Origin of the sequence: Pseudomonas gingeri (assembly GCF_013386165.1) — a bacterium.
In the GTDB taxonomy this organism is placed as follows: Bacteria; Pseudomonadota; Gammaproteobacteria; order Pseudomonadales; family Pseudomonadaceae; genus Aquipseudomonas; species Aquipseudomonas gingeri_C.
In genome coordinates this window covers 1-26,156 of record NZ_JACAOS010000002.1, presented here as the reverse complement: position 1 = coordinate 26,156, position 26,156 = coordinate 1, and the positions used below count along the sequence as shown (strand labels likewise).

18 protein-coding genes are annotated in these 26,156 nt (G+C 60.8%); 13 read left to right on the top strand and 5 right to left on the bottom strand.

Going from position 1 to position 26,156, the window contains the following annotated elements:
* Positions 1–9 precede the first annotated feature (9 nt).
* Positions 10–2,529, top strand: coding sequence for a hypothetical protein (locus HX866_RS03770; RefSeq protein ID WP_371319215.1), 2,520 nt, complete (start codon positions 10–12; stop codon positions 2,527–2,529).
* On the top strand, positions 2,522–3,358 hold the full coding sequence (locus tag HX866_RS03765; protein ID WP_177104916.1) for an AraC family transcriptional regulator: 837 nt from the start codon (positions 2,522–2,524) through the stop codon (positions 3,356–3,358). The genes HX866_RS03770 and HX866_RS03765 overlap by 8 nt, the downstream gene beginning before the upstream one ends.
* 6 nt (positions 3,359–3,364) lie before the next feature.
* Here HX866_RS03765 and HX866_RS03760 read toward each other — a convergent pair whose 3' ends face one another.
* On the bottom strand, positions 3,365–3,952 hold the full coding sequence (locus HX866_RS03760; protein ID WP_177094174.1) for a LysE family translocator: 588 nt from the start codon (positions 3,950–3,952) through the stop codon (positions 3,365–3,367).
* Here HX866_RS03760 and HX866_RS03755 point away from each other — a divergent pair.
* From HX866_RS03755 to HX866_RS03745, 3 genes are all read left to right on the top strand, one after another.
* Entirely contained in the window at positions 3,945–4,091 is a 147-nt protein-coding gene (locus HX866_RS03755) for a hypothetical protein (protein ID WP_177094173.1), read from the top strand. The genes HX866_RS03760 and HX866_RS03755 overlap by 8 nt on opposite strands.
* A gap of 50 nt (positions 4,092–4,141) precedes the next feature.
* Entirely contained in the window at positions 4,142–4,351 is a 210-nt protein-coding gene (locus HX866_RS03750) for a hypothetical protein (RefSeq protein WP_177094172.1), read from the top strand.
* 237 nt (positions 4,352–4,588) lie between these two features.
* Complete coding sequence (locus HX866_RS03745; RefSeq protein ID WP_177138096.1) at positions 4,589–5,137, top strand: DUF1640 domain-containing protein; 549 nt, start codon at positions 4,589–4,591, stop codon at positions 5,135–5,137.
* Between the two features lies 1 nt (position 5,138).
* Here HX866_RS03745 and HX866_RS03740 read toward each other — a convergent pair whose 3' ends face one another.
* Together HX866_RS03740 and yfcF are read right to left on the bottom strand one after the other, a co-directional pair.
* On the bottom strand, positions 5,139–6,035 hold the full coding sequence (locus tag HX866_RS03740; RefSeq protein ID WP_177094169.1) for a LysR family transcriptional regulator: 897 nt from the start codon (positions 6,033–6,035) through the stop codon (positions 5,139–5,141).
* 176 nt (positions 6,036–6,211) lie between these two features.
* Positions 6,212–6,844 (bottom strand): glutathione transferase, encoded by a 633-nt coding sequence (gene yfcF, locus HX866_RS03735; RefSeq protein ID WP_177125229.1) that lies wholly within the window; start codon positions 6,842–6,844, stop codon positions 6,212–6,214.
* Between the two features lie 294 nt (positions 6,845–7,138).
* Between yfcF and HX866_RS03730 the strand changes: the two genes are divergently transcribed.
* The 8 genes from HX866_RS03730 to HX866_RS03695 all read left to right on the top strand — a co-directional run bounded on the left by HX866_RS03730 (position 7,139) and on the right by HX866_RS03695 (position 13,964).
* On the top strand, positions 7,139–7,420 hold the full coding sequence (locus HX866_RS03730) for a DUF3761 domain-containing protein (RefSeq protein ID WP_177094165.1): 282 nt from the start codon (positions 7,139–7,141) through the stop codon (positions 7,418–7,420).
* A gap of 58 nt (positions 7,421–7,478) precedes the next feature.
* Positions 7,479–7,952: a hypothetical protein gene (locus HX866_RS03725; RefSeq protein WP_177094163.1), complete on the top strand. Its 474-nt coding sequence runs from the start codon at positions 7,479–7,481 to the stop codon at positions 7,950–7,952.
* A 181-nt stretch (positions 7,953–8,133) separates the two neighbouring features.
* The gene (locus HX866_RS03720) at positions 8,134–8,763 is read left to right on the top strand and encodes a CDP-alcohol phosphatidyltransferase family protein (protein WP_177138095.1); all 630 of its coding nucleotides are present in this window, start codon (positions 8,134–8,136) and stop codon (positions 8,761–8,763) included.
* A gap of 76 nt (positions 8,764–8,839) precedes the next feature.
* Positions 8,840–10,600 (top strand): bifunctional alpha/beta hydrolase/class I SAM-dependent methyltransferase, encoded by a 1,761-nt coding sequence (locus HX866_RS03715; protein WP_177138094.1) that lies wholly within the window; start codon positions 8,840–8,842, stop codon positions 10,598–10,600.
* Positions 10,597–11,955 (top strand): phosphatase PAP2/dual specificity phosphatase family protein, encoded by a 1,359-nt coding sequence (locus tag HX866_RS03710; protein WP_177138093.1) that lies wholly within the window; start codon positions 10,597–10,599, stop codon positions 11,953–11,955. Before HX866_RS03715 ends, HX866_RS03710 begins: the two co-directional genes overlap by 4 nt.
* Positions 11,945–12,400 (top strand): hypothetical protein, encoded by a 456-nt coding sequence (locus HX866_RS03705; RefSeq protein ID WP_177138091.1) that lies wholly within the window; start codon positions 11,945–11,947, stop codon positions 12,398–12,400. The genes HX866_RS03710 and HX866_RS03705 overlap by 11 nt, the downstream gene beginning before the upstream one ends.
* Positions 12,401–12,409: 9 nt before the next feature.
* Positions 12,410–13,030: a lysophospholipid acyltransferase family protein gene (locus HX866_RS03700; protein ID WP_177104910.1), complete on the top strand. Its 621-nt coding sequence runs from the start codon at positions 12,410–12,412 to the stop codon at positions 13,028–13,030.
* Between the two features lies 1 nt (position 13,031).
* On the top strand, positions 13,032–13,964 hold the full coding sequence (locus tag HX866_RS03695; RefSeq protein WP_177138089.1) for a phosphatidate cytidylyltransferase: 933 nt from the start codon (positions 13,032–13,034) through the stop codon (positions 13,962–13,964).
* A 65-nt stretch (positions 13,965–14,029) separates the two neighbouring features.
* Here the strand turns inward: HX866_RS03695 and HX866_RS03690 are convergent, their stop codons facing one another.
* Positions 14,030–14,770, bottom strand: coding sequence for a hypothetical protein (locus HX866_RS03690; RefSeq protein WP_177138087.1), 741 nt, complete (start codon positions 14,768–14,770; stop codon positions 14,030–14,032).
* Positions 14,771–14,790: 20 nt separating this feature from the next.
* Positions 14,791–26,016, bottom strand: coding sequence for a two-partner secretion domain-containing protein (locus HX866_RS03685; protein ID WP_177138085.1), 11,226 nt, complete (start codon positions 26,014–26,016; stop codon positions 14,791–14,793).
* Positions 26,017–26,156: the final 140 nt, after the last annotated feature.

Below are 26,156 nucleotides of genomic sequence, written 5' to 3'. Positions count from 1 at the left end.
ACGTCATTCGTGAGCGCCGCACGCAATCCACCCCGCGAAAACAAAAACATCGGCCGCCTGCTGCTCGAACTGCTGTGGCTGCTCCTGGTGCTGCTCGTGCCGATCTTCTTCGTGACGATCCTGCCGCCCTTTCTCGCCCTGGCCGTGGTTCTCGTCTGCGCCGGGGCGATGTGGTTCTGTGTGAAACTCGGCTGGCCCAAGGGTGGGCGGGGCTTTGCCCGACTGATGATCTCAGCGGTCTTCGGCCTGGGCTTCAGTCTCGGACGGGCACTGCCCGACTACTGGGACATCGCCGCCGCCTGCCTGGCAATTTTCCCCGGACTGGCTTGCGTGAGCATTTGGGAAAGGCGTCTGGGCCTGGTCAAGCCCACACCTCCCGGCAACGGTGCCAGTGCCTGGGGCGGCCAGGAGCCGACACTGACCCCCGAAGGCGAACCGATCAGGGTGTTCAACCACGGCGAAATCGCCATGGGCGGCCCGGTGATGTGCGACTACCTGTTTCCCGACGGCGTCCTGCTCGAAGGGCTGGGCGCCTCGGCGCGCTTTTCCAACGATGCCCGCTACTTCGCCGCACCCATACCCTCACGCGGAAACTGGGGCCTGGTGATCCTCGACCGCACCTTGCGCCGCCTCTATCGCTGCCAGGCCGACCAGTTCTGGGAACTCGACACGTTTAATGAACAAGGCCTGGGTGGGCGTTACAGCCCGCTGGTGAACAACGACGCCCACCAGAATACCCTTGAGGATTTATTGCAAGACGCCCAGGCCATCGACCTGCTTCCCGTCAGCGACCTCTGGCTGGAACCGGGGAACTGGCAAGAAGCCCTGGCGCGGCAACGGATCGAATATCGTTCCGCCGATGGCCAGCGTTTGCTGGAAGGCCAACTGACCCTGCCCGTCAGCCTGCGGGAGCTGGACCAGCCGACCCAGTCGATCAGCCATCCCGACTACCGACTCAGCATTGATGGTGTCCCCTCCCCCTTGTTGATCACCGCCCAGACATCGATCGTCTGGAGCGCTGACAGCCGCAGCCTGGTCTGTCGCGCCCGCACACTCGACTCGTCAGAGCCCCATCGGCCACTCTGGCTCTGGCAGCAGGATCGGGGCTGGCGGCCACTGCGCAGCCCCTGGAGCCGTGACGATCGCAGCCCTAACGGATACTGGAGCGACCCGCTGGCGCTGGACGAGCAACAGGTCTGGCTGGAGAGCGACCTGCCGCTGGCGCAACTTGACAATGGGCGTTTCGGCTACCAGTTGCATAGCATTCATAGCGACTCGCAGATCCTGGTCGGCCACGACCCGTTGGGCCGCGAGCAGACCGCCGAATGGAACAGGCCTCGTATCCGTCTGGCCCTGCCGCTGGACAGTGATGCCAGCACGGCCAGCGTGACCGTCGAATCGGAGCCACTGGCAAATGGCACCCGTGCCTGCTTCAGCCAGGTGCAGATAGACCGGGACGAATCAGTGGGCTATCAGTGCCAGATCGGCGACTGGACCCTGCCCGGCCTCTGGTGCCTGGATCATCGTCTGAGCGATTGTTCCCGCTATCTGGCGCTGCTGCCGTTTGCCCTGCATCCAGCGCTGCCCGACCACGCGGTAGTGGCAGATCCCCGGCAACGTCGACTGATCGAAAGCCCGTCGATGCCCATCGCCGGGCTGGTGGATTTCAGGGCAGCGACGCTGAGCGTGGCGTCGATTGTCGGGCGCCTGCCCCGGGAGGTCGCCAGCACGCCGTTGCAACGTTTTACCGAAGTCGCTCCCGAGGCGTCCCAAGCCGCCGAGTTTTGCCGATACCGCGAAGACTCACGGCTCTACTACGCACTGCACAGGTGGCAATTGGCTGCCGACAAGTTGCAAAACCTACCTGCCTGGCGTCTGGTTCAACAGCCACAGATCGCCACCGCCGAAGGCGAGTTTATCCAGCCCTCCCCGACCGGCCAGGACGCCGCCTGGTTGTTCGGCACCCGCACCGAATATGGTGACGACCTGGGCCGGGGGCATATCGCTCGCCTGGGCGGGCATCTACTCACCGCTTCCGGCTGCGCCCTGTCGGACCTGGCACCTTCCATGGCCTGGTCGCCGAAAGGGCGTTACCTGGCACTGACCCGGTTGTATATCGAACACCGCGATTTCGCCGACAGCTACAATCGCCGCGCCTGGAAACTCCTGCTACTGGACGTCGAGGCTCATACCTTGCGCACCGCCCCGGGTTGGCTGGGCAATCGGCCGCAGTTCACCGACTTTGACGCCGACACCCTGCATTGGCGTCAATTCGAAGCGGATTGGGACCAGCAGGATGGCTCCGACCCGGGCACTCGTGTGAATATCGCCTTGAAAGAGATACTGACGTGGCCGTCCGAACCCTTGCTAGCGCAAGCAGACCTTTGGCTGACCGCAACCGAAGCCTCCCATGCGCAGGCTTGGCACGCCCTGGAAAAACCGGGACCGCTACGGCATCTGTCGGAGCAAGCTAAGCTACCAACCCGTCCCCCATCCGAATCCTCCCACAGCGGACCCGCTCATGAGTAAAGCCTCCTGCACTGTCCCCGATGACAAGGCCCCCTACTTCTGGCGGGACGAACATCTGCCCTTCATCGAGGCCCGCTCGATCCAGGACGGTCGCAAGGTCTGCTATTCCCGGCATTCCCACGAACACTTCTCGATCGGTGCGATCACCCACGGCCAGAGCACCTATATCAACGAGCAGAACCAATGGCGGGTCGCTGCCGGCACCGTGGTGCTGATGAACCCCGGCGAGGTGCATGCCTGCAACCCCATCGAAGACCAGCCATGGGCCTATCGGATGTTCTATGTGGAAATAGCCTGGCTGACGTCATTGCAACATGAACTGGGGTTCAGTCCGGATCTGGACTTCCGGGCATTTTCCACGCCACATACCGGCGACCCGGTACTCTACGAGGGCTTGAACCAGCTGTACGAAACGCTGGTAGACGACGAGCGCGCGCTCCTGGAAAAGCAGTGCTCCCTCATCGAATTCTTCACCCTGCTGCAACACCGCTTGAACCCGGCGCCACGGCCAGCCCGGGAGATCAACCAGAAACTGGAACGGGCCGCGGCCTACATTCACAAACACTGCACCGAAGCCCTGAAGCTGGAGGACATCTGCCAGGCGGCGCAGTTGTCGGCGTCCTACCTGACTCGGGCCTTCAAGCAACACTACGGAATGACGCCCCATGCCTTCCTGGTCAACCGGCGCATCCAGTACGCACGCAATCGGCTGCGCCGTGGTGGCCTGATTGCCGACGTCGCACTGGAAGCCGGCTTCGCTGACCAGGCGCACTTCCAGCGGGCGTTCAAGCAGCACCTGGCGGCGACACCGGGGCAGTATCGCGGCTGATTCGCCTCAAGGCAGCAACAGGTAGATCGAGCAGAGTACCAGCAGCAAGGCCATCAGTCGGTTGAACAAGCGCATACCCTTGGGGTTGTCCAGGTACTGACGCAAGAAGGTCCCGGCAAACGCCCAGCAGGCAATCGAGCCGTAGCAGATCACGAAGTACACCGCCGCAAACTGCCACACCAAGCGCGCCTCGCTATTGGCCGCAAATGCCCCCATTCCCGCCACGCAGGCCAGCCAGGCCTTGGGGTTGAGCCATTGCATCACCGCGCCGACTGACATCGTCGGTTGTTTACCGGGCTGGCTGGCATTGAGGCTGCCATCGTCGAGCGCCAGCTTCCAGGCCATGTACAACAGGAACGCCACGCCGGCCAGCTGAATCACCCGGGTCAGGCTCGGTACAAATAGCAGCAGTTCATTCAATCCGAGGCCGATCAGCACCAGCAACAGGGTGAAGCCCAGGGTCGCTCCGGTCACATGCCGCAGACTGGCACGCCAGCCGAACTGCGCACCGGCACTCAGGGCCACGATATTGACCGGGCCCGGAGTGATGGAAGAGGCCAGCGCAAAGGCCGCCATGGAAACAAGGATGCTCATCGTCTACCTTCTGCATGAATGGATGTCGGAACTGAAGGTACCCATGCACACAGGTAGCGGTATTGAAGAAAACACCCCTGTACAGCCTTTTACCCCACCGGCGAAATGTTTCATCCAGACGGGCAATCAAGCGGCGTAAGATAGTCGAGGAGTTATCCGTGCATCGTATCCAGCCAGGGAAAACCAAACATGAAGCCGAACCTCGTCAAAGCCGCGCTGGTACTGAGCGCCCTGCTGCTGGGCGCCTGCTCCGGCACAAGCACGATGACCAGCAACAGTGCCTGCTATACGGAAAGCTGTAATCAACACTACGACAGCCACCCCGTCACCCAAAGTTTTGGCGGCTCGAACCTGGGCAGCAGCTTCCGTGAGTACGGCACCAGCATGCTGCGTGACTAAGCTCAATCGCTGATCAGCGGCTGGCTGCATCCCCGGCAGCCACGTTGATTTGCGCGCAAAAAGCCAGGCCTGGTCCTGCTACTCCATAGGAAATGTCCGACTTTCCACTCCGTAGCTTTGCGTCGATTATCTGAATCTGGATCGCTGCCCCTGACAGCGCCTGCCCAGCCCTCGCGTTTGACGGGAGCCTGCCGTCAGGCGGTGCCTTCTGGTCACTTGTCCTTTGCCGGAGATACGATGAAGCTATCGATGAACTTATACGACGCACTGACGACCATCAACGTGCCCCCGAACAAGGCCAAGGCGGTTGTAAATGCCTGGGAGTCGGATATGGAAAAATTCGCGACAAAGTCTGATCTGCTCCGAACCGAGACACACTTGCAAGCGTCTATTACGGAATTAGGCTCAGAAGTTCGCTCACTGGGTATCGAGCTGCGCGCGCAGGGAGTAGAACTAAGAGCTTCCATCAAGGAGCAAGGAGCAGAACTGCGAGCCTCCATCAAGGAGCAAGGTGCGGAACTGCGAGAGGCTATGACGAAGCAAGGCGCGGAACTGCGAGAGGCCATGACGATACAGGGCTCAGAACTGCGAGAAGCCATGACGATACAAGGCTCAGAACTGCGATCCGCCATTACAGAACAGGGTGCAAAATTCCAGATATCCGTTACGGAAATGGACTCACAGAACAAGATCCTGCGCTGGCAGCTCAGCATCCTGCTCGTCTGCATCACCATTCCCCTACTCAAGCTGGCCTACGACATGCTGATCAAGTTCACCTTGAACTGAGTCACTCAGGTTGCGCGCAGACTTGCCGAAGGCACCCGCGCAACCAGCGATGCGCGGGGTCGGCATCCAATCGCGGATGCCAGAGCATCGCCACCGTGAACATCGGCAGCGAGAACGGAAGTTCAAAGCTGTGCATACGGGTACGCAGGTTGCCGGTGTGACGTTCGGGCACGGTGGCGATCAAATCGGTGGACCGAGCCAGTGACAACGCGGTCGAAAATCCGGCGACAAACGTAGCCACCTCACGAGAAAGCCCAAGCCGCTCCAGCGCCTCATCCACAGCTCCCCTGTCGAGCTCTCGTCGCGAAACGCCGATATGCTGACAGGCCGCATAGCGGGCCGCAGTCATCTCCCCTTCGCTCAGCGGATGCTCGCGGCGCACCACACCCACAAAACGATCGCGAAACAGCGCCTGGGTCAGCAACTCCGGACCTTGGCTACTGCCCACCACCCCGGTTTCCAGATCGACACTGCCGTCGCGCAGTGGCGCGCTGTCCTTATCTGGTTTCTGCAGAAAGCGTAAGCGCACTCCGGGTGCCTCTTCAGCGATCCGGGCCAGCAGCGCAGGACCGAAGTTCTCCACAAAACCATCACGCGTCCGCAACGTGAAAGTGCGCACCAGTTGCGTGAGGTCCAACTGCCCGACAGGTCGCAGCACAGCTTCGGCATCCTGCACCAGTCGAGCAACCCGCTCGCGCAACTCCAACGCGCGGGGCGTGGGCACCAGGCCGCGCCCGGCCCGAACCAGCAAGGGATCGCCGGTGGTTTCCCGCAAACGCGCCAGCGCCCGGCTCATCGCCGAGGGGCTGAGGTGCAGGCGCCGGGCCGCACGTGCCACGCTGCCTTCGGCCAGCAGCACATCCAGGGTAACCAGCAGATTGAGATCGGGTGTGGACATGGACCGGCCCTGATATGGCGTGATCGGATAGCGCGCAAAACGCACCAATACAGTACAAATGGTGCGTTTTACGCCATATTAGGCCCCGGTGTAGATTTCTGACAGCTCCGCGTTGGGAGTGGCCGAAAAGAGAAGCCGGATGAAACACCAAGAAAAGATCAGCACCGATCCTGTAACTACAAGGCAGGGCGCTGGAACCCGACCCACTCCTGCACCGCCGGCCGCTGCCACTGGCGCTGCGCATACTGCGCCAGCACAGGCGGCACGTCGTCACCGTTGAGGACCAATCGGTTGAGCATCAGCGCCAGGTCGGTATCGGCAATCGACCATTGACCGAACAAGTGCTCACGACCATCCACCAGAAGCGCCTGCGCCGCCGCGAACAGCTTGCGCGCAGCCGCCTCGGCCACTGGCGACAAAGGCCCCGACTTGACGCCATAAAACACCACCACAGTGGAACGCTCCTGCCGGATAGGTATCAGGTCACTGCGCAACCAGGCCTGGATCTGCCGGGCCTTCGCCCGTTGTTGACGGTCTTGCGGATAAACCGGCACCTGCGGGAAGGCTTCTTCCAGATACTCAGCAATAGCCGAAGACTCGGACAAGGCAAAACCGCCGTGCACAAGGGTAGGTACCCGCTGGGTCAGCGACAAGCTGGTGTAACCCTCGGCCTGGTTTTCCAAGGTGTCGAGGTCGAGCGGAATCACTTCGAAGTCGATGCCTTTTTCCCTCAGCACGACAAAATCGGACATGGCATAAGGGCTGGTGAATTGAGCATCAACGTACAACTGCAGGCGGGAATCACTCACGACACATCTCCATATCCATAGTTGGGTAGAGACACGCTACGAGATTCGTCGACATAAATGAAATGCATGATTTTCATGCGCGCATTCCCCTGGGGAATACCGTGGTTTCAGCGGTCCAGGGCTCTCTGTACGCACCAGGCCAACGGTAACGTCAGCAACACCGGCGCCAATGCCCCGCCGCCGCATCGACGAAACCTCCAGACTGATTCCAAAGCGCTACCATCCTAATGGAAAGAAATGTACGGTAATCACACCCGCGTGAATCCCCCCTGTACACCAAGGATCGGTCAGCCTATGAAGTTCGCCTGCCTCGCGCTTGCCGCCTGTTTGGTTTTCCAACCCGCTTTCGCCAGATCCGATACGGATCGTCAGGTTGTCACCCCCGACGAATCGCAACTGATCGAACATGGCTCCTACACGAATAAAGACGGAAACACCGTACACAGCCCCGCCCATACCCGGTCAGACCAGGTACCGGCAGGTGCCACGGCCAAATGCCGCGACAAGACTTACAGTTTCAGCCAGCATCGACGTGGCACCTGCTCACGGCATGGTGGTGTGATGGCTTGGTTGTAGAGAGCGTCTAGGGGAGAATGACGAAGCGCTTATTCGCAATCCTCCAGGTAGCCAGACAATGACGAAACCCTTTTGCTTCAGCATCGCCCTCACATTGCTCCTCGCGCTATCCAATACCGCCTCTGCTGAAACAGCTCACGAAGCAGCCCGTAGTTTCATTGTCCAGTCCCATGCGGGCGATGATCTTGCCGCCATTGCACTGTCGGCCGCCAAACGAACCCAAACCTACGGGACGCTTGTTGCAAAGCTGGGGGCTGTCGAGGCCAACACTGCCGTTTCGAACGAAATCAACGTGCTTCTCCCGCAGTACCAGCCGAAGTGGGACCAGAACCTGGCTGCAGCCTATGAAAAGTCGTTCTCTGCTGAAGAACTGTCATCACTCGCGTCTGAAGGTCGGACATCAAAGTACGCGGGTAAAGTGATACAGCGACAATCCGAAATCGGGAAAGCAATGCAATCAAGCTCAGGCCCCATTTTGATTTCCCTGGTGACCGAGGCACTGGAGGCATGCATTTCCAAAAATGGCCTGTGAATCAGGGCACCGGTTTGTTTCCTGAATATGCCGGACCGCACACATTTTTATCCGGAACCTAATGTCAGACCCAATCATTTCTGACAATAATCCATCTGCTTTGCCAGTCAGCGGTCTCTCCTGCCCTCGGGAGTCCCCAGGCCCCGTCGCTCACCGCCCCCGGACAAGGACCGTCGCCATCATGCCTTCGATCTACCAACTCAAGCCCCGCTTCCAGAACCTGCTGCGGCCCGTCGTCCAGCGTCTCTTCGACAATGGCACCAGCGCCAATCAGGTCACCCTGAGCGCCGCCGTGATCTCCTTGCTGGTGGGCGCCATGGTCGCGACCTTCGCCGGGCATGCCTGGGTGTTCGTGATCATCCCGTTATGGATGATCCTGCGCATGGCCCTGAACGCCATCGATGGCATGCTCGCCCGCGAGTTCGGCCAGCAATCGAAGCTCGGCGCGTACTTGAATGAACTCTGTGACATCGTCGCCGACAGCGCGCTGATCCTGCCGTTTGCCTTGTTGCCCGAGGTCAGTCTGCTGGCGGTGCTGCTGGTGACCCTGCTGGCGCTGTTCAGCGAATACGCCGGTGTACTGGGGCCGATGGTCGGAGCCTCACGACGCTATGACGGTCCCATGGGCAAAAGCGATCGCGCATTCGTCCTCGGGGTTATCGCCACCGGCGTCGCCTTTGGCCTGATCAATGCCCAATGGATAAACGGGTTGTTCGGATTGATGGCGCTGTTGCTGTTGCTCACCCTGGTCAACCGGGTCCGAAAAGGTTTGAAAGAAGCCGGAACCATCGCAGAACAACCGGTCGAATAACCTGAATCGCAACATCGCGGCCCTAGAGACTTGCTTCAAGCCTCACTCCTCCAAGATCCGGCAAAAGGACATTGCAATGCGCGACGAGCAAACCCTGACCTTCAGCGCCCATGATGGCGTCGAACTGTTTTATCGTCACTGGCCGGCTAGCGCGCCGGTCGCCGGCGAACCGCGCAAAGCCATCCTGCTGTTCCACCGAGGACATGAGCACTCCGGTCGGATTGCTCACCTGGTGGATGAGCTCAACCTGCCGGACTTCGATTTCTTCGCCTGGGACGCCCGTGGCCACGGCCAGTCACCCGGCGCGCGCGGCGACAGCCCAAGCTTCGCCACCAGCGTGCGCGACGTACAGACCTTCTGCGATCACCTCGGCGGCGCTTTCGATATCGCCGAGGAAAATATCGCGGTGATTGCCCAGAGCGTCGGTGCGGTGATCGTCGCTACCTGGGTTCACGATTACGCACCAAAAATCCGTGCCCTGGTGCTGGCATCCCCGGCCTTCAAGGTCAAACTCTACGTGCCTTTCGCCCGTTCGGGCCTGGCCCTGATGCGCCGCTTTCGCGGTAATTTTTTCGTCAACAGCTACGTCAAGGCCAAATTTCTCAGTCACGACCCGGAACGTATTGCCTCCTATGACAGCGATCCGCTGATCACCAAGGCCATTTCGGTCAACGTCCTGCTCGGGCTCTACGAAGCCGCCGACCGCGTGGTCGCCGATGCCAACGCGATCCAGGTACCGACCCAACTGCTGATTTCCGGCGCGGACTTCGTGGTCCACCGCAAACCCCAGGAGCAATTCTTCCAGCGCCTGGGCAGCCTGAAAAAAGAACGACACATACTGCCCGGCTTCTTCCACGACACCCTCGGCGAGCGCGACCGGCACCTGGCCGTCAGCCGCGCCAAGCGCTTTATCGAACAGAACTTCCTCTCGCCGGTTAACCGCCCCGCCCTGCTCGACGCCGATCGCATCGGCGAAACCTGCGCTGAATCCGAGGCGCTGGCAGCGCCCTTGCCGCACAACTCGCCACGCGATCTCTACTGGCGTCTGACCCGCGCCAGCATGGGCCTGGGTAGCAAGCTGTCAGCCGGGGTCAAGCTCGGCTTCGACACCGGCTTCGATTCCGGCAGCACCCTGGACTACGTCTACCGCAACACCCCCACCGGCCATACCGCGCTGGGCCGGATGATCGACCAGAACTACCTGAACTCCATCGGCTGGCGCGGCATCCGCCAACGCAAACTGCACGTCGAGGAACTGCTGCGCCTGGCCATGGCGCAACTGCGCGAGCAAGGCCGCGAAGTGCGGATCGTCGACATCGCCGCCGGCCACGGACGTTATATCCTTGAGGCCCTGCACGGGGTGACGCCACTGCCCGAGTCGATCCTGCTGCGGGACTACAGCGATATCAACGTGCGTGACGGCAGCGCACTGATCGTCGAAAAAGGCCTGGGAGACATCGCCCGTTTCGTCAAGGGTGACGCCTTTGACCGCGCCGACCTGGCCGCGCTGGACCCCAAGCCAAGCCTGGCGGTGGTGTCAGGCCTGTACGAACTGTTCGCCGACAACGGCATGGTCGGCAACTCCCTCGCGGGATTGGCCGAGGCCTGCGAACCGGGCGCTTACCTGATCTACACCGGGCAACCCTGGCATCCCCAGCTGGAGCTGATTGCCCGCGCCCTGACCAGTCACCGCCAAGGCCAGGCCTGGGTCATGCGTCGGCGCAGCCAGGCGGAAATGGACCAGTTGGTGGAAGCCGCCGGTTTTCGCAAGATCAGCCAGCGGGTGGATGAATGGGGAATCTTCAGCGTGTCCCTGGCGCAACGCGTGCAAGAATGAGCAGCGCTCCCCGCGAAGCCGGCGTACTGAAGCGCGCCGTGCTCTGGCTGGTCCTGCTGGCGCCGTTGTTCTTCGCCAGCTACGGCTTTGCCACCTGGTACACCGCCCGGCGCAGCGATGTCGGCAGCTACGTGTTCGGCTGGGAAAGCCAGATGCCGTTCTGGGCCTGGACCATCGTGCCCTACTGGTCCATCGACCTGCTTTACGGTTTGTCGTTGCTGCTGCCCAGGAGCAAGCGCGAGCTCGATCGACATGCCTTGCGCCTGCTGACGGCCCAGGTGATCGCCGTCTCCTGCTTCCTGCTCTGGCCGCTGACCTTCACCTTCCCCCGTCCACCGTTGGACGGTGTGTTCGGCTGGCTGTTCGCGGTGCTGGCGGGCTTCGACAAACCCTTCAACCAGGCGCCTTCGCTGCATATCGCGTTGCTGGTGATTCTGTGGGTCATGTACCGCCGGTATTTCACCGGTGCCGGACGCTGGCTGGTGCATGGCTGGTTCGCACTGATCGGACTGTCGGTGCTGACCACCTATCAACATCACTTTATCGATGTCCCCACCGGCGCCCTGGCTGGCTGGCTCTGCGTCTGGCTATGGCCGGATGATCGCGCCAATCCGCTGACCGTGGCGCGCCTGGCACAGGATGGCAAACGCCTCGCCCTGGCCGCTCGCTACGGGTTGGGGGCAGCATTGCTGGCCCTTGTCGGCTTCGGCTTCGCCGGTGCCGCGTTGTGGCTGCTCTGGCCGGCACTGGCCCTGGCGCTGGTGGCGCTGAATTACGCGCTGTTCGGTGCCCAGGGCTTCCAGAAACGCGCCGACGGCAGCTTGAGCCCGGCGGCGAGCTGGCTGTTTGCGCCTTACCGGGCAGGTGCCTGGATCAATTCGCGACTCTGGACAACGTCTCATCCACAGCCCGATCACGTTGTAGACGACGTTTGGCTCGGGCGACTGCCGAGCCGACACGAACTCCAGGCCGGCCCGTTCGCGGCCATCGTCGACCTGTGTGCCGAACTGCCACTGGCGCCCCAGGGCCGGGCCTATCACAGCCTCCCCGTACTGGACCTGATCGCACCGTCCGCGGAGCAATGCCGGGAAGCCGCCTTGAGCATCGAGAAACTGCTCCCCCAGGGGCAGCTGCTGGTCTGCTGTGCCCTGGGTTATTCACGCAGTGCCACGGCAGTCGCCGCCTGGCTGCTGCACAGTGGTCGCACGACGCAGATCGATGAGGCCATGGCGCTGATACGGGCGGCACGTCCCGCCGTGGTCCTGCATCCGCAACATCGCCAGGCACTGGAAGCCATGATCCACCTCAAGCCTGTCGAAGCGGTCACCCAAACGAGGATCGCCGATGCCCGCTGACATGCAACTGCACGTGGTCGCCAGCTTGCTGCGACGTGGCCGCGCACTCGACCAACTTTCCATGGGGCTGACCGTACTGGGTCTTCTGCTGGGGCTGGCCCCCTTGTTCTTCAGCACCATCAGCCTGTGGTGCCTGGTGGTCAGTGCCTGGCTGGTGCTGTCGGGCCTGCTGCAAAAGTACCTGGCCTTTCGCGTCGCTTTCGACGCTGACCTGTTCCAGTTGATGGCACAAGACCCAAGCAACCTGAGCGACCGCACCGAGGCACTGGACCAGGCGCTGCAAGACCTCGGCCTGCAACCGCGACAATCCATCAACCGCCCCTGGGTCGAGCGCAGTCGTGGCGCGCTGGGCCTGCTCAAGCGTCAGGCGTTGCTGGTGCTGATACAGATTTCCCTGCCACTGATCGTCATTCTGGCCAGCCCCTGGCTGCCCTTCGCCGGATAAGGAATCGTCATGTTCGAACCCGTGGTTGCCACCCTTATCACCTCCGGCGCCCGCCTGATCACCGGTGCCCGCAGCCTGTGGATCGGCTGCGGGCCCGATCCGGAACAGCGCATCTACTTCGCCAACCACAGCAGCCACGGCGACTTCGTGTTGCTCTGGGCCTCGCTGCCACCGGCGCTGCGCAAACTCACGCGGCCGGTTGCCGGTGCCGACTACTGGAACAAAAGCGCCCTGCGTCGCTACATCATCCGGCGGGTGTTCAACGGCGTGCTGATCGACCGTGAACGCAAGGAACCCGGGGACAATCCACTGCAACCGATGCTCGATGCGCTGGAACAGGGTCATTCACTGATCATTTTTCCGGAAGGCACACGTAACCAGGAGGAGGGTCTGCTGCCGTTCAAGAGCGGGATCTTCCACCTGGCCCGGACCTACCCCCAGGCACAACTGATTCCGGTATGGATCGCCAATCTCAACCGGGTCATGCCCAAGGGCCGTGTGTTACCCCTGCCCCTGCTGTGCACCACCAGCTTCGGCGCACCGCTGCGGCTCGAAGAAGACGAAAGCAAAGAATATTTCCTGCAACGCAGCCGCGATGCGCTGCTGGCCCTGGCACCGGAGCAACACTGAAATGGATAGGCAGACCCTGATGTTGTTCGCCGGAATCGGCATGATCCTGGTGCTGGCTTCGCTGATCGGTTTTGTCCTCAAGTGGCGTAGCCGAGGCACGCCGAACGCGGTCATCGATAACCTCAATGCGCGGATCAACGCCTGGTGGGTGATGGTGCTGGTGATCGGCATCGCTTTCTGGCTGGGCACCGGCGCGGTGATCCTGCTGTTCTACGCGGTGTCCTTCTACGCCCTGCGCGAGTTCCTGACCCTGACGCCGACCCGACGCAGCGACTACCCGGCGCTGGTGGCCGCGTTTTATCTGGCCCTGCCGCTGCAGTACCTGCTGATCTATAGCGACTGGTATGGACTGTTTTCGATCTTCATCCCGGTCTACGTATTCCTGTTGTTGCCCATCCTCGCGTCCCTGGGTGGCGACAGTACGCACTTCCTGGAGCGTGCTTCGAAGGTTCAGTGGGGCCTGATGATCGCGGTGTTCTGCGTGTCGTTCGTACCGGCGCTGCTGACCCTGGACATTGTCGGTTATGAAGGCCGCAACCTGCTGCTGATTGCCTACCTGGTGATCGTGGTGCAGTTGTCGGACGTGCTCCAGTACGTCTGCGGCAAGCTGTTCGGCAAACGCAAGATCGCGCCCAACCTGTCACCCTCGAAGACCGTCGAGGGTTTTGTCGGCGGCATTACCCTGGCCTCGCTGATCGGTGGCGCGTTGTTCTGGATTACCCCGTTCAATCCCTGGCAAGCGGCACTGATTGCGTTGCTGATCAACCTGCTGGGGTTTGCCGGTGGCATCGTCATGTCGGCGATCAAACGCGACCGCGGGGTCAAGGATTGGGGTCATATGATCGAAGGTCATGGCGGCATGCTCGACCGATTGGACTCGGTATGCTTCGCCGCACCGATTTTCTTCCATCTGGTGCGCTACTGGTGGACATAAGAGAGGGCTGGTGAACTCCGTGTCCAGAGTCCTTTCATGCATTTGCGGACATCATCTCTGCCCGTTCAATCCTTGCCTTTGGTGTAACCGCTACGCTCAGCCAGCCAATTGAACAGCAGACACAAGCTGCCCGAGAGCAAGCCGATAAATACGAATACGATAACCGGCCATATTGGAACACCTTTTGATGAGACGTCGGGATAAGCCAGAAAGGATGACGCGGCAGGTACCAGCCAGATCAGCAAGCCACTGAGCATGCCGGCGATGATATAGCGTAAATCTGTTCTCAGAAAACGCTCTACCCCCCACAGCACCGGCCAACCGACCAGCACGCCGAGCAGCCCCCCGATCAGGAAGAACAGAATAAAAGCCCCTCCGCTCGCGAGGTACCACGTCGCCGCCGCGCCCAGCGTCAGTCCACCCGAAAGAGGAACGGCAATAATCGCACTCCATCTCGTGCGAAGGGGTGTTCCCATTTTTTTCGGTAGCCTCTCGACCCAACGAACTACGACGCCGTACAGCACGCCCAGTACCAGCCCACCCAGCACCGACATCACCCACAGATGCCACGAGGTGGCGCCAACCAACAGGCACGCCGTCAGGCTCTGGATCAGACCGCTCACCACATGGCGAGCCCTGAACTCGTCAAAACGGCGATCTCCCAGCAACAGCAAAGGAATGCCCAGGACAATGGCGATGACACTACCGAACAGAAACCCCGAAAACAGCGCCGGCCCCGTCCAACCGATCAGCATCCCCTTCACGACCGCGTAGACAATGCCGCCACACAAGGGTACGGCGAACAATCGGAGTTCGCCGTTGGGCCTCAATTCGTCCCGCCTTGTTTGCTATTGCTGTCCCAGTTGAAGACCGGGCTGTTCCTGAACAATTCCTGCCCGGCAATCCAGGCGCTATTGCCGCCCCATACCCCACCGGCGCCCCAATCATTGGCGTTGAACAGCGGACTGCTACCGGTACCCCAACCGTGGGTTTCGATATCGAAGCCGCCCGAAGCGGTAGGCACCACGGAACGCACGACAAAGCCGGGATCCAGGGCATGCATGCCCGGCAAGGTAATGTTGATCACACTCTTGCTGCTGTCGTCCGTCAGGTGAGCCACATACCCGAGCTTGAGCTTCATCAGATACAACTCACTCACGTCTCCGCTTTTGACCACCGTCGTCCCATCGCCACCAGGACCCGCGTTGCGTTTCAGTGCCTCATATTCATTTTCCAGGGTACCGCAGCCGCCCAAGGTCACCATGCATCCCGACGAGACATCGTTGTATTCATGGGGCTGCTTGGTGCTGCCAGCAATGTTTTCCCACGCGTCGAAGGCCTTGGGAATTGCACCGCCCACCTCACCTTTGCTATTGATGAACGTACCGCTTTTCACCACGTCGGCAAACTTGAGCTGACAGGCCGCCATCCCCACCGACTCACAGTTATTCGAGGCCCATACCTTGAACCCCGGCAGCCCGGCAGCCATGTTGGCCGCAACCAACAGGCTATTGGTTTCGATATCACTGATAGCCCCAAAGGTATCTTTATCCTTCGAGTTGACCGCCTTGTCGGCCGCATACAAATCGCCAAAGCTCTTGGCTCCGTCGACGATCTGGGCAATATGTTTGTCCAAGCAAACTTGGTCCGTGCACTTCAGAAGCTCAGCATCATTGGCGTCGCTCAGCCTTTTGGCCTCGAGTTGCACGCGCATGCGGCAGGCCGTGTTATCCGCTGCACATACCGCCAATTGCTTGGACAACAGCTCAACGTCTTCATGTTTGAGATAGTTGTTTTTGACTTCTTCCATCCCCGACTGAGCGCCGGTAATCCCACCAACACCCGCAGCCGCCAATCCGGAAGCACCCAATATCAGGGATTTCTTCACGTCCAGAGGCAGGTCCATCTGCGCGACCTTTTCAGCGACCAGAGGCGCCGTCAGCCCCGCCACACCGGCGCCCAATGCATTGGCGCCCACGGTGTTACCCGAAAGCCCCTGGACTGCTGCCGCCAAGGTGTGCATGAGCACCCGTGCACTGCCGCCCTCTTTCCATGCGGCTTGGGTGGCCGGGTCCTTGGCGCCTGCAAGCTGTTGGTCGGCGTAGTCGCCAATCCGCTTGTAGGTATCCGCTGCGGTGGTATTGGCGACGATACCCAGGGTCGTTGCCGCACCGGCACCGCCCATTGCCGCGCCGATCAGGCCGCTAGCGATATCGACGAGTACCTTCTTGTCTCCGCCAGCATCCCAGCTATCGCTAACTGTCTTGAGATTGAGCAGGGCATCTTTCAAGTCCTGGTCGGTGCCAGAGTCCTTGGCCTTTTTTACTCGCGCTTCCGCATCTTTCTTCTCAGCGGAAGCCACCAACCCCACGACACTCTGGGTCAGCGCTATCGAGCTCTGAATCAGATCAATACGCGTCTGCAAGGCACCCACGTCCGGTTTGTCCAGCTTCGGGTTGGCATTGGCCGTGTCTCGATTGAGGCCCACCAGATCGTTGGCTCCCTCGGCATTACGCACGATGATCGTACCTTCGCTCACCGCACTACGGGTTTTACTCTCGCCCGATTCACTCAGCGCCAATGGCATGCTGCCGCCAAAGCCCAGGCCGTCCTTGCCGTAGGAAAGCGAGATACCCGCTGATTGACTGCTGGCCTCGCTCTTGTTCTTGATGTCGCTGACCACCAGACGATCGGTGCTGAGGCGGTTCTTGTCGGCACTGGCGTCACTGGCAATCACCGCCCCTTGCAGGTTGGTGGTCTGGCCCACGGTGATGTTGTAGCCACCTGTGCCTGCAAACAAGCCACTCTGATCGGTCACAGCCTTGTAGTCGCTGTTCATGTTACCGACGGAGAGGTTGGCAGAAGCGCTGACCGTTGAGCCATAGCAGAACGGTGGGATGCAGATACTGGCACCAAAACCGGCACTGCCCTGTTTGCTTTTCTGGCTCTCGGTGTCCTGACGCGAAACGATATCGAGATTGCCCCCAATAACCGCATTGATGCTGTCCGCCTTGACCTGAGCACCCGCCAGCGTGGTGTCCTTGCCACTGTGCAGTACGAGAGACCCGGTATCCAGAGTGCTATTGACCTGGGTTACCGAATGACCGTCGCCCATTTGTTTGCCGATCTGTGCCCCCAGATCAAGGGTGAAACCGTTCTGCTCACCCAAGTTGAAGCTCGCACCAATGGCAGTCTTGCTGTTGCTGCTGTTGCTGGACTTATCCGTGGTGTTCTGTGCACTTTCGAGAAGGATATTGTTCTTGGCATCCAACACCGTATTTGCGCCTTTGAGTTGGCTACCGATCACATGGATATCACCCGCCGTCCCTGCTGTTGCACCCGTGGCAATGATCGTCAGGCCCGCGCCGGAATTGATCGTGCTTTGCTTGGCCGTCTGACTTTCTTCATGGCTACTGCTTTTGCTGCGCGTGCTTGCCAGTTCGGTGCCGATTTTGATCAGCGACCCTGAACTCCCTTGACCTTTCAGGTAGTTGGAAGCCGCCCCACCGACATCCTTGGCCATGCCAACAGGATCGATCCCACCAACGGACATCGCCAGTTGCGCCTGTTTGACGGCTCTGAGTCGCGGATCATCGATCGCCTTGGTGGCCTCGACGGACTCACGCAAGTTATAGATCGTCTCCAAGGTACTGATCACCGAACCGCCCAGCACCCGGCCGACGCCCAGGCTGGCGGATTTGTCGGTGCTGCTTTGACTGGCACTTTCCATCCCGGCAGCAATGGTTACGTTGGAGCCAGTCAAATTCATGTTCCGGGTGCTGACCAGATCACTGGCGACAACTCCCAGATTGCGACCCGCCACCAGGTTTACATTGCCCTGGCTGGAACCGATGGTGCTGCCGGTCAAGGTGGTTTGAGTCGCCTGGCCGTTATGGCTGGAGCTGCTCATATTCAAGTGCTGATTGCCTGTGATGTCATCAATGCCCAGCTTGTTGGCCGTCAGGATACCCGTGAAGTCGTGGCCCTTTTCCTTATGCATCTCGTCGCGGGTAAAGGTGTTTTGCGCAGCATTGATGGTCAGGTCCCGACCTGCCTGTACGGTCAGGTCACCAGTACTGGCAAGGGCCGAGCCCGTCACCGTTGCATCGCGCTTGGCGACCACATCCAGAGTATCGCCGGCGATAAGACTGCCCACTGCCGTGGTCTGGGTTTCGGCCACTTTGTCCTGGGCCTTGCTCGACTTCAACCCGCCCCAGCTGCTTTTGCTTTTGCTGCTCTCGTGGCGAGCACTGGCGGAGTCAGTGACGGCAAGAATCTGCACGTCATTGCCGGCGCTCAGTTGGGTGCCGCCTTTTTCAGTCACCACCGCGCTGCCTTTGACAACAATATCGTTGCCCGCTACCAGCGAGGTGTGGCTACCGCTGGTGACAGCGCTCGCAATGTTGGTGGTGCTCTCCATCTCATCCAACCGGCTCTTCTTGCCCGACGAGCTTTTCTTGGTCTTGCTGTAGAAGCTGTAATCGTCGTTGGTTGCGGTTTGCAACGTCAGGTTGGCACCGGCATTCAGATAAGCCTCGGCTCCCGCATTTACCTTGCTCGCCACAAGCCCCAGGTCCTTGCCGGCCGTCAACAAGACATTGCCGCCAGCCGTCACACTCGAAGATACCTGCTGGGTGTGGTCTTCCTGGCTGGTGACTTTCTTGGTCCGCCCATATGAGTGCTGTTCATTCGCTGCCGAAGACAGTGTCAAATCGTCAACTGCGGAAAACGCGATATCGCGCTTCGCATCGATCTGGCTGGCGACAACACTCAAATCCCGCCCAGCGCTGACCAACAGGTCACGCCCCGTAGAGACAGTGGAACCGTTCTGGGTGATGGTTGCGTCACTATGGCGATCCCCCATTGTGTTGCTATTCAACTGTTGCGCAGAGGTGATATTGACGTCGCGCCCTGCCCTGAGGGCAGTGTCGGTCGCACTTCTCAGGACACCGCCGCTGTTATTGATATCGCGGCCCGCACTGACGGTGAGATTGTTGCTTGCTTCGATACTCGCCGCGTTGTCTGCAAATCCGCGCTGTTCGGTCTTGTAGCCGGTACTGCTCTGATGAGTAGTAATGGTACGTTCGTTGGTAACGTCACCATTGATTGCAGCCAAGCTGACGTCACGTCCTGCGATGATCCCACCGGCTTTGTTGGTCAGGTTGTTGTTCGCCAGTGCATCGAGACGCTGGCTGGCCTCAAGCAGCCCACTGTTGACCAGATCATTACCCGCCGCCGCCGACAGGTTATTGCTGGCCCGCAAGGTCCCGGCATTGTTCAGGTCCTTGCCGGCAATCAGCGTCACATCGCTGCCCTGGATCAACGCGCCATTGGCCGCCAGGCGGTTATTGGCATTGGCCAGGTACAGCACCGGCACCAACACTTGCTCACCATTGACCGTCGCGTTTTCCATCCAGACGATGTCGTGGGTCAGGGCCGCAACCTGCTCGGAAGTCAGGCTCACCCCCAGTTGCAGGTTCAGTTCCTGCTTGCTGGCGATGGCATTGTTCATCAGGTACTTGAACATGCTGTCATCCGAGGTCTGGCCATCGATGAAGCGTTGGCCGGTACGGGAGACCACCGCCTGCTGGATCAGCTTTTGCTCGTAGAAACCGTCCCCCAGACGCTTGGCGCTGGCGTCCGGGTCATAACCCAGGTTGGCCAACAGATAGTCCGAGCTCATGAACTGCTTGAGATCAGTCAGGACAGGGTTGGTTTCAATCAGGTACTTCTGTGGATTGGATTTGCCCGAAGTATCCGGCAACCCCTGCACCCGGGTCAGGCTGGTAGCCTGGCTGCCTTGGGTGCTGTCTGCCGCCAAGGCGGCTTGACCGCTCGGTGTGGAAAGATCGCCCGCCGACTGGCGCTGGGCCGCGCCCAGGCTCGTGCCGCCCAGCGTCCAGCTTTGCGGGGTAATGACGTTCGACGAACTGCCCTCGCCGCTCAGACGGAACAAGCCGTTCTGGCCGGTCGGCAGGCTGAAACCCGGCAAAGTCAGCGGGTTGACCTGCTGCTGCGCGAGATTCGGCGGCAACTGCGCATTGACGGTGATCCGCGTGGAGAAGTTGCTGCCCGAGGACTGGGTGTCAGTGCGAGCGCCCGCGCCGACGTAGGTGTAACCCGGACGTACGACGCTGTTGTCGATGCCGTTTTGCGCCTGGACATTGACCGCACCACCGGCCTGAATCACCGCGGCGTAGCTCTGGTCGCTGGAAGCGATCTTGCGTGTGGTGCGGAACTGCCCCAACTCGGTCTCGGTCATGCCGATAAAGCTGCTCATTGCCCCCTGCAGACCACCCAGGTTATTGGGGTTGTAACCGGCAGCGCCGATCGAGTAGCTGTTGTTGAATGCCGCGGCAGCGGCGTACCAGCCACCCGCGTCCTTGGTCCGCTCGGACATGAACGTACGCGACGTCTCGGTCTCCCCGGTTTCCAGGCCGCTGTTGGTCAGGTTGTTGACCCGGGCGCTGAAGCTGCCGCCGGCAGCAATGGTGCTGCTCTGGTTGAGCAGGTCACCACCCTGGACATTCAGGTTGGCCCCGGCGGTGATGCTGGAGGCCGCACTGGCCTCGGTCACTTCGAACTTGTCACGCTGGATGATCTGCCAGACGTGGTTCTGCTTACCGCTGCAGTCGCCGGCGTTATAGCCTTCGATACATTGGACCTCACCGATCGAGGCGGTGTAGATGCCCTGGTTGTTGGTGGTCAGCACCGCCCGTACGTTACGGATCGTGCTCGCCGCCAGGCTCATGCCGCCATCGCTCTGGATCGAACCGGAGCTGTTGACGATGCTGCTGGCCAGGCCGCCCTGGCCGTCACGATCGATTGCCAGGTTGCCCAGGCTGTAGATATTGCCGTAGCTGTTGGTCAACGAATCGAGGCGCAGGCTCATGTCGCCGCCGCTGAACACCAGGCCGTGGTCGTTGAGCAAGGCCCCGGTGCTCGCAGTCAGTATCTGCGCGCTGCCGAGGGTCCCGTAGTTGTTGATGCCGCCGGCGGTCAGGCTCATGCTGGCCGCCGAGGTCAGGCGACCATAGTTGCTCAGCACGCCACCGACATTGAGGGTGGTATTGCCACCACCGGCGATGCTCCCGGTGTTGCCCAGGCTCAATTGCGCGGCGCTCAGGCCCAAGGTGCCCAGGCTGCTCAGACGGCCGTTGCCGGTATAGCTGCCACCCAGGCCCAGGTTGACGCTGCCATCACTGGCGATCAACCCGTCGTTGTTCCAGTTGCCACCCGTACCGGTCAGGCTGGTGGAGGCCAGCAACTGGGCGCCGGCGAGCTGATTGAGGGTACCGATATTCAACGTCAAGCGCCCGGCCTGGATCACCCCGCTGTTGGTCCAGCTATCGGCGGTCAGGGTCAGTCCACCTCGGGTCACCAGATTGCCACCGGCATAGAGCACATTGGCCGTGGCGATATCAAAGGTGCCATTGCCCACATGCAGCACACTGCCGCCCTGGTTCATGAAACTGCCGGCGCCCAGGGTCAGGTCGCTGCTGGCGATCTCCAGGTTGCCGCTGCGGTTATCGAAAAACCCGCCGATCTGGAACAGGGTCTTGCCGCTGGTCCCCAGCGCATGCAGCTGGCCGGTCTGGTTATCCAGGCTGGCGGCAGTGATCGAAAGGCTGTTGTCGCTTTCGATGATGCCCTTGCGGTTGTTCAGGGCACCAGTGAGGCTCAGGTTGATCTGGCTACCGGCGATCTGGCCACCCATGTCGCCACTGTTATCAAAGTCATTGCCGCTGACCTTTACCTGACCACTGGCATACAAGCCGCCGTTACGGTTGTCGAGATTACCGGTGGCGAGCACCAGGTCCCCGGCCCGGGCGGCGATGCGGCCGCCATAGTTGTCGAAACCACCGAGGGCGTTGAGGTTCAGGCTCTGGCCCTGGATGCTGCCGGCCTGGCGATTGTTGTTCAGGTCATAGCTGTTTCTCAACACGCCGACGACACGGGTTTCCAGCGAATTTCTGACACTGGAAAGCACCCCGCCGCGGTTGTCGAGGTTGGCGGCCTTGACCAGCAAAGTGCCGTCCTGGGCAATCACCTTGCCGCTCTGGTTGTCGATATCGCCGCTGACATCCAGGCTGACCGCGCCCTGCCCCTGCAATAAGCCCTTGCCGTTGCCCAGGCTCGCTGCGCTCAATTGCAGATCGGCGTTGCGACTGGCGATCAGCCCCCCGTTGTTGTTCAGTACCGTGCCGCTCGCGGTCACGAGCAATTTGTCGCCGGCACCGATAGTGCCGCCATTGCTGTTGTCCAGGCCGCCGGTGAGCAAGGTCAGCAGACCCTGGCTGGAGAGTTGGCCGCCCTGGTTGTTGATCTGGGTGGCACGCTGGACCAGCAGCGGACCCACGGCAGAGATCTGGCCGTGGGTGTTGGTCAAGGCACCGAGCAGATCCAGGTTGACCGAGGTCTTGCTGCTCAAGCTGCCGTTGCTGTTGTCGAGGTTGGTACCGGTAAAGCTCAACGCCTGCTGCGCCTGGACCGTGCCGCTGTTGTTCAGGGTCATGGCATTCAACGTCAGCGTCGTGCCCGCATCGATCAGGCCACCCGGGCCATTGTTCAGCAGACCGGCGACGGTCAGTTTCTGCGCGCCTGCGCTGGACAAGCTACCGGCACTGTTATCCAGGCTGCCTGCGCTGATCGTCAGGACTTGCTGGCTGGCCAGTGCCCCCGCATTGCTGTTGAGCAGCGCTCCACTGAGGGTCACGTCGACATCGCCGCTGCGGCTGGAGACGGTACCGTTGTTGCGGTTATCCAGGCTGCCAGCGTTGATCACCAACCCCTGCCAGCCGGACAAGAGACCGCCGTTCTGGTTGATCACGGTAGCGGCGTTCAGGGTCAGCTGGTTGTTGCTGATCAGCTTGCCGCCGTTGCTGTTGTCCAGGGTGCGCCCGCTCAGGTTGAGGCTCTGCGCACTGCTCAGCACACCGCCCTGGTTGTTCAGGTCACGCAGGTGGTTGAGGGTCAGGTTGCCGGCCGTGGTGATCTGGCCACCGGCGTTGTTCAGGTCGCCCGTTGCCGCCCCGAAATCGAGGGCGATGGCACTGCCCAGTAGGCTGCCACCCTGGTTGTCGATCCCCGCCGCGTTGAGCGTCAGGCCGTTGCTGGCGCTGATCTTGCCCTGGTTCTGGTTGGTCAGTTGACCCTCGACGCTCAGGCCCAGGTCAGCCAGGCTGGTCAGCGACCCGCCGCTGTTGTCGAGGCTGCCGACGTGCGCATCAACCGCAGCCGCCGCGATCATGCCCTTGATAGTGCTCAGGGCCTGATCGATACGCAGGGTCAGGGCCTGGTTGCTCAACAACTTGCCGTTGTCGTTGCTCAGGCTCTCAGCCGCCAGGGTAAAGGCCTGGGCGCTGGAAATTTCACCGCCCTGGTTGTTCACGCCCTTGAGGTTGTTCAGCACCAACAGCGGCGCGTTGATCAGGCCGCCCTGGTTGTTCAGTTGACCATGGTTGAGGTCCAGGGTCAGGGACGTATCGCCTTTGAGCGAGCCGCCCTGCTGGTCCAGACCGGTCACGCTGGCGACCAGGGTCTTGGCGCCGATACGGCCGCCATCCTGGTTGGTCAGTTGCGCGCTGGTCAACTCCAGGCGATCGCCGCTGCTGAGGAAGCCGCCATGACTGTTGTCGAAGTTGCCGGTGCTGATCGAGACCGGGCCTTGGCCGCTGATGGCGCCCTGCTGACGGTTGTCCAGGCTCGCGCTGTTCAGCACGATGCCGCTGTCGGTGAGCACTTTACCGCCCTGGTTGATCAGGGCGCCGTCGCTGGTGAGGCTCAATTGACCGGCACTGGAGAAGCTGCCACCGGTGTTGTCCACGCTGGCGGCATGGGCCGTCAGCACGCCTTCGCTGTTGATCAGGCCGGAAAGCTGGTTGGTCAGGGCACCGTCGAGGCTGATGACCAGCCCGGTTTGTGCGCTCAGCTTGCCACCGCTGTTATCCAGGCTGCTGCCGGTCAGCGTGGTGCTGCCCTGGCTGACCAACTGGCCCAAACTCTGGTTAATCACCTGCGCGACCTTGAGACCCAGCGCAGTGTCCGACAGGACCCTGCCACCTTCGCTGTTGTTCAGGAACTGGCCGTTGAGGTTGACCGCCTGCACGCTGGAGATTTCCCCGGAGCGGTTGTCGATAGCGCCTACATTCAGAGTCAGCAGTTTTTTCGCCGAGATCAGCGCCGCGTTGCGGTTATCCAGGCTGCTGCCGGTCAAGCTCAGGTTGCCGTCGGAGACCAGAGCGCCATCCTGCTGGTTAAAGGTGGTGACGTTAGCGGTCAGGTCGCCCTGGCTGGAGATCCGGCCCGTGGCGTTGTCGACGATGTCGGCGGTCAGGCTCAATGGGCCGTTGGTGATGACCGAACCACCGGTGTTATCAAGGTGGGTAGCGCTCAGGTCGAGTTTTTGCTGCGCAGTAATGCGACCCTTTTGGGTGTTATCGAGAGACTGGCCCTTGAAAGTGAAGCTATTGTTCGAACCCAGGCGACCGTTCTGGTTATTCACCAAGCCCGTGGCCGTGATATCCAGCACGTTATTGGCCATGACCAGGCCCGTGAGGTTGTCCATCGTGCCCAGGGCCAGCGTGGTGTTGCCCTGGCTGGAGACTTCGCCTGCGTTGTTGTTCAGATAACCAAGGGTCGCGGTCAGGGAATTCTGGCCTTTGATCAGGCCGCCCTGGGCGTTGAGTACAGTGTCAGCCGTCAGGTTCAGGTGATCAGCACCCAGGACCCGGCCCTTGTTCTGGTTATCGAGGGTGCCAGCAGTGACGCTGGTTTGCCGTTGACCGCTCAGGGTACCGCCCTGGTTGTTCAGGGTTTGTGTGGCCGTGACGCTCAGGTCACGGCTGGCAACGACGCTCTGGCCGTTGTTGGTGACGTTCTGCGCGGTGATGCTGACATCAGCGAGCGCATTACGGGTTTTGTCGGCGTTGACCCCGGCCTCGATGATCCCGTTGTTGGTCAGTTGGCCGCCGCTGCTAAGAGTAATGCGGTCCTTGGCCACCAGATTGTTCTGGCTGGTCAGATCGCCCTGGGTTTTGACATCCAGGGTCGTACCGGCGTACATCGGCCCTTTGGCTTCAAGGCTGGCCGCCTTGACATCAATGGAACCGCTCGCCCCAGTCTCGACCATGCTCAGATGACCGTTGGCATCGAGTTGGATATCACCGCCACTGGCGACCATCTTGCCGTCGAGTTTTACCCCGACACCGGCTTCGGTACCCACCAAGCGGATAGCGCCGGCGTACATACCACCCAGTGCCGAGGAGTCGATCGCCAGTTGCGGCGCATCCGCCGGGTTGGCGGCACGTGCAGTGGCCTTGAGAGTCTTGGCATCGACATCGTTGGCACCAGCAATGATCGCCAACTTCTTCGCGTTGATCTCGGCATTCAGTTTGGCCGAGCGGGTGATGATTTCGAATTGATCAATGTTGCTGGCATTCAGGCCAGCCCCGTCGATGGACACACTGCCCCGGTCAACTTGATAACCCGTGACCTGACCGTTGGTGATCACTGCCTTGCCGGTGGTCAAGGTCGCTTGCGGCGTATTGATAAAACCGCAACCGTTGCAGCTGATGCCGTACGGGTTGGCGACGATCACATGGGCCGATTGCCCCGCCACTTCGGTGTAACCACGCAACTGACTCGAACTCGCCCCCGTCACTTCATTGAGGATGATATTGGCCGATGTGCCATTGAGGTTCTGGTTACCGAGAATGATCCCACCCAACTGTGTCGACTGGGTACGGCCGGTCGCGTTATTGAGGATGACCCCGTTGGCCCCGACGTTGTAGTCGCTGAACTGGTTGTGCGACAGCCCCTGGGCATTCGGTGCGGCGATATTGACGATCGGCACGCCATTGCCCGCCTGCCCCAACGTCGTGCCGCCTCCGCTGACGGCAATCCCGTCCGCCTGGGCCAGCAACGGCTGCCAGAACATCGCGTTAGCCAGGATAAATGCCAAGCCACGCTTGGACAGTCCCAGGAAATGCTCACGGTTTTTCAGGACAGCAGAAGGCTGACCTGCCAGGAAGGCAAACTGACGAACGTCCATGTCGGTCTCTCAATGCAACGAGTGCAGTTAATGGCGTTAAAGGAAGAAATCCAGACGGAAATAGATCGGTGCTTCGCGCTCGGTAATCGGCTCCGGTCGCTCCAGCGAATGAGCAAAAGTCACCGTCGCGGCAAGATGCT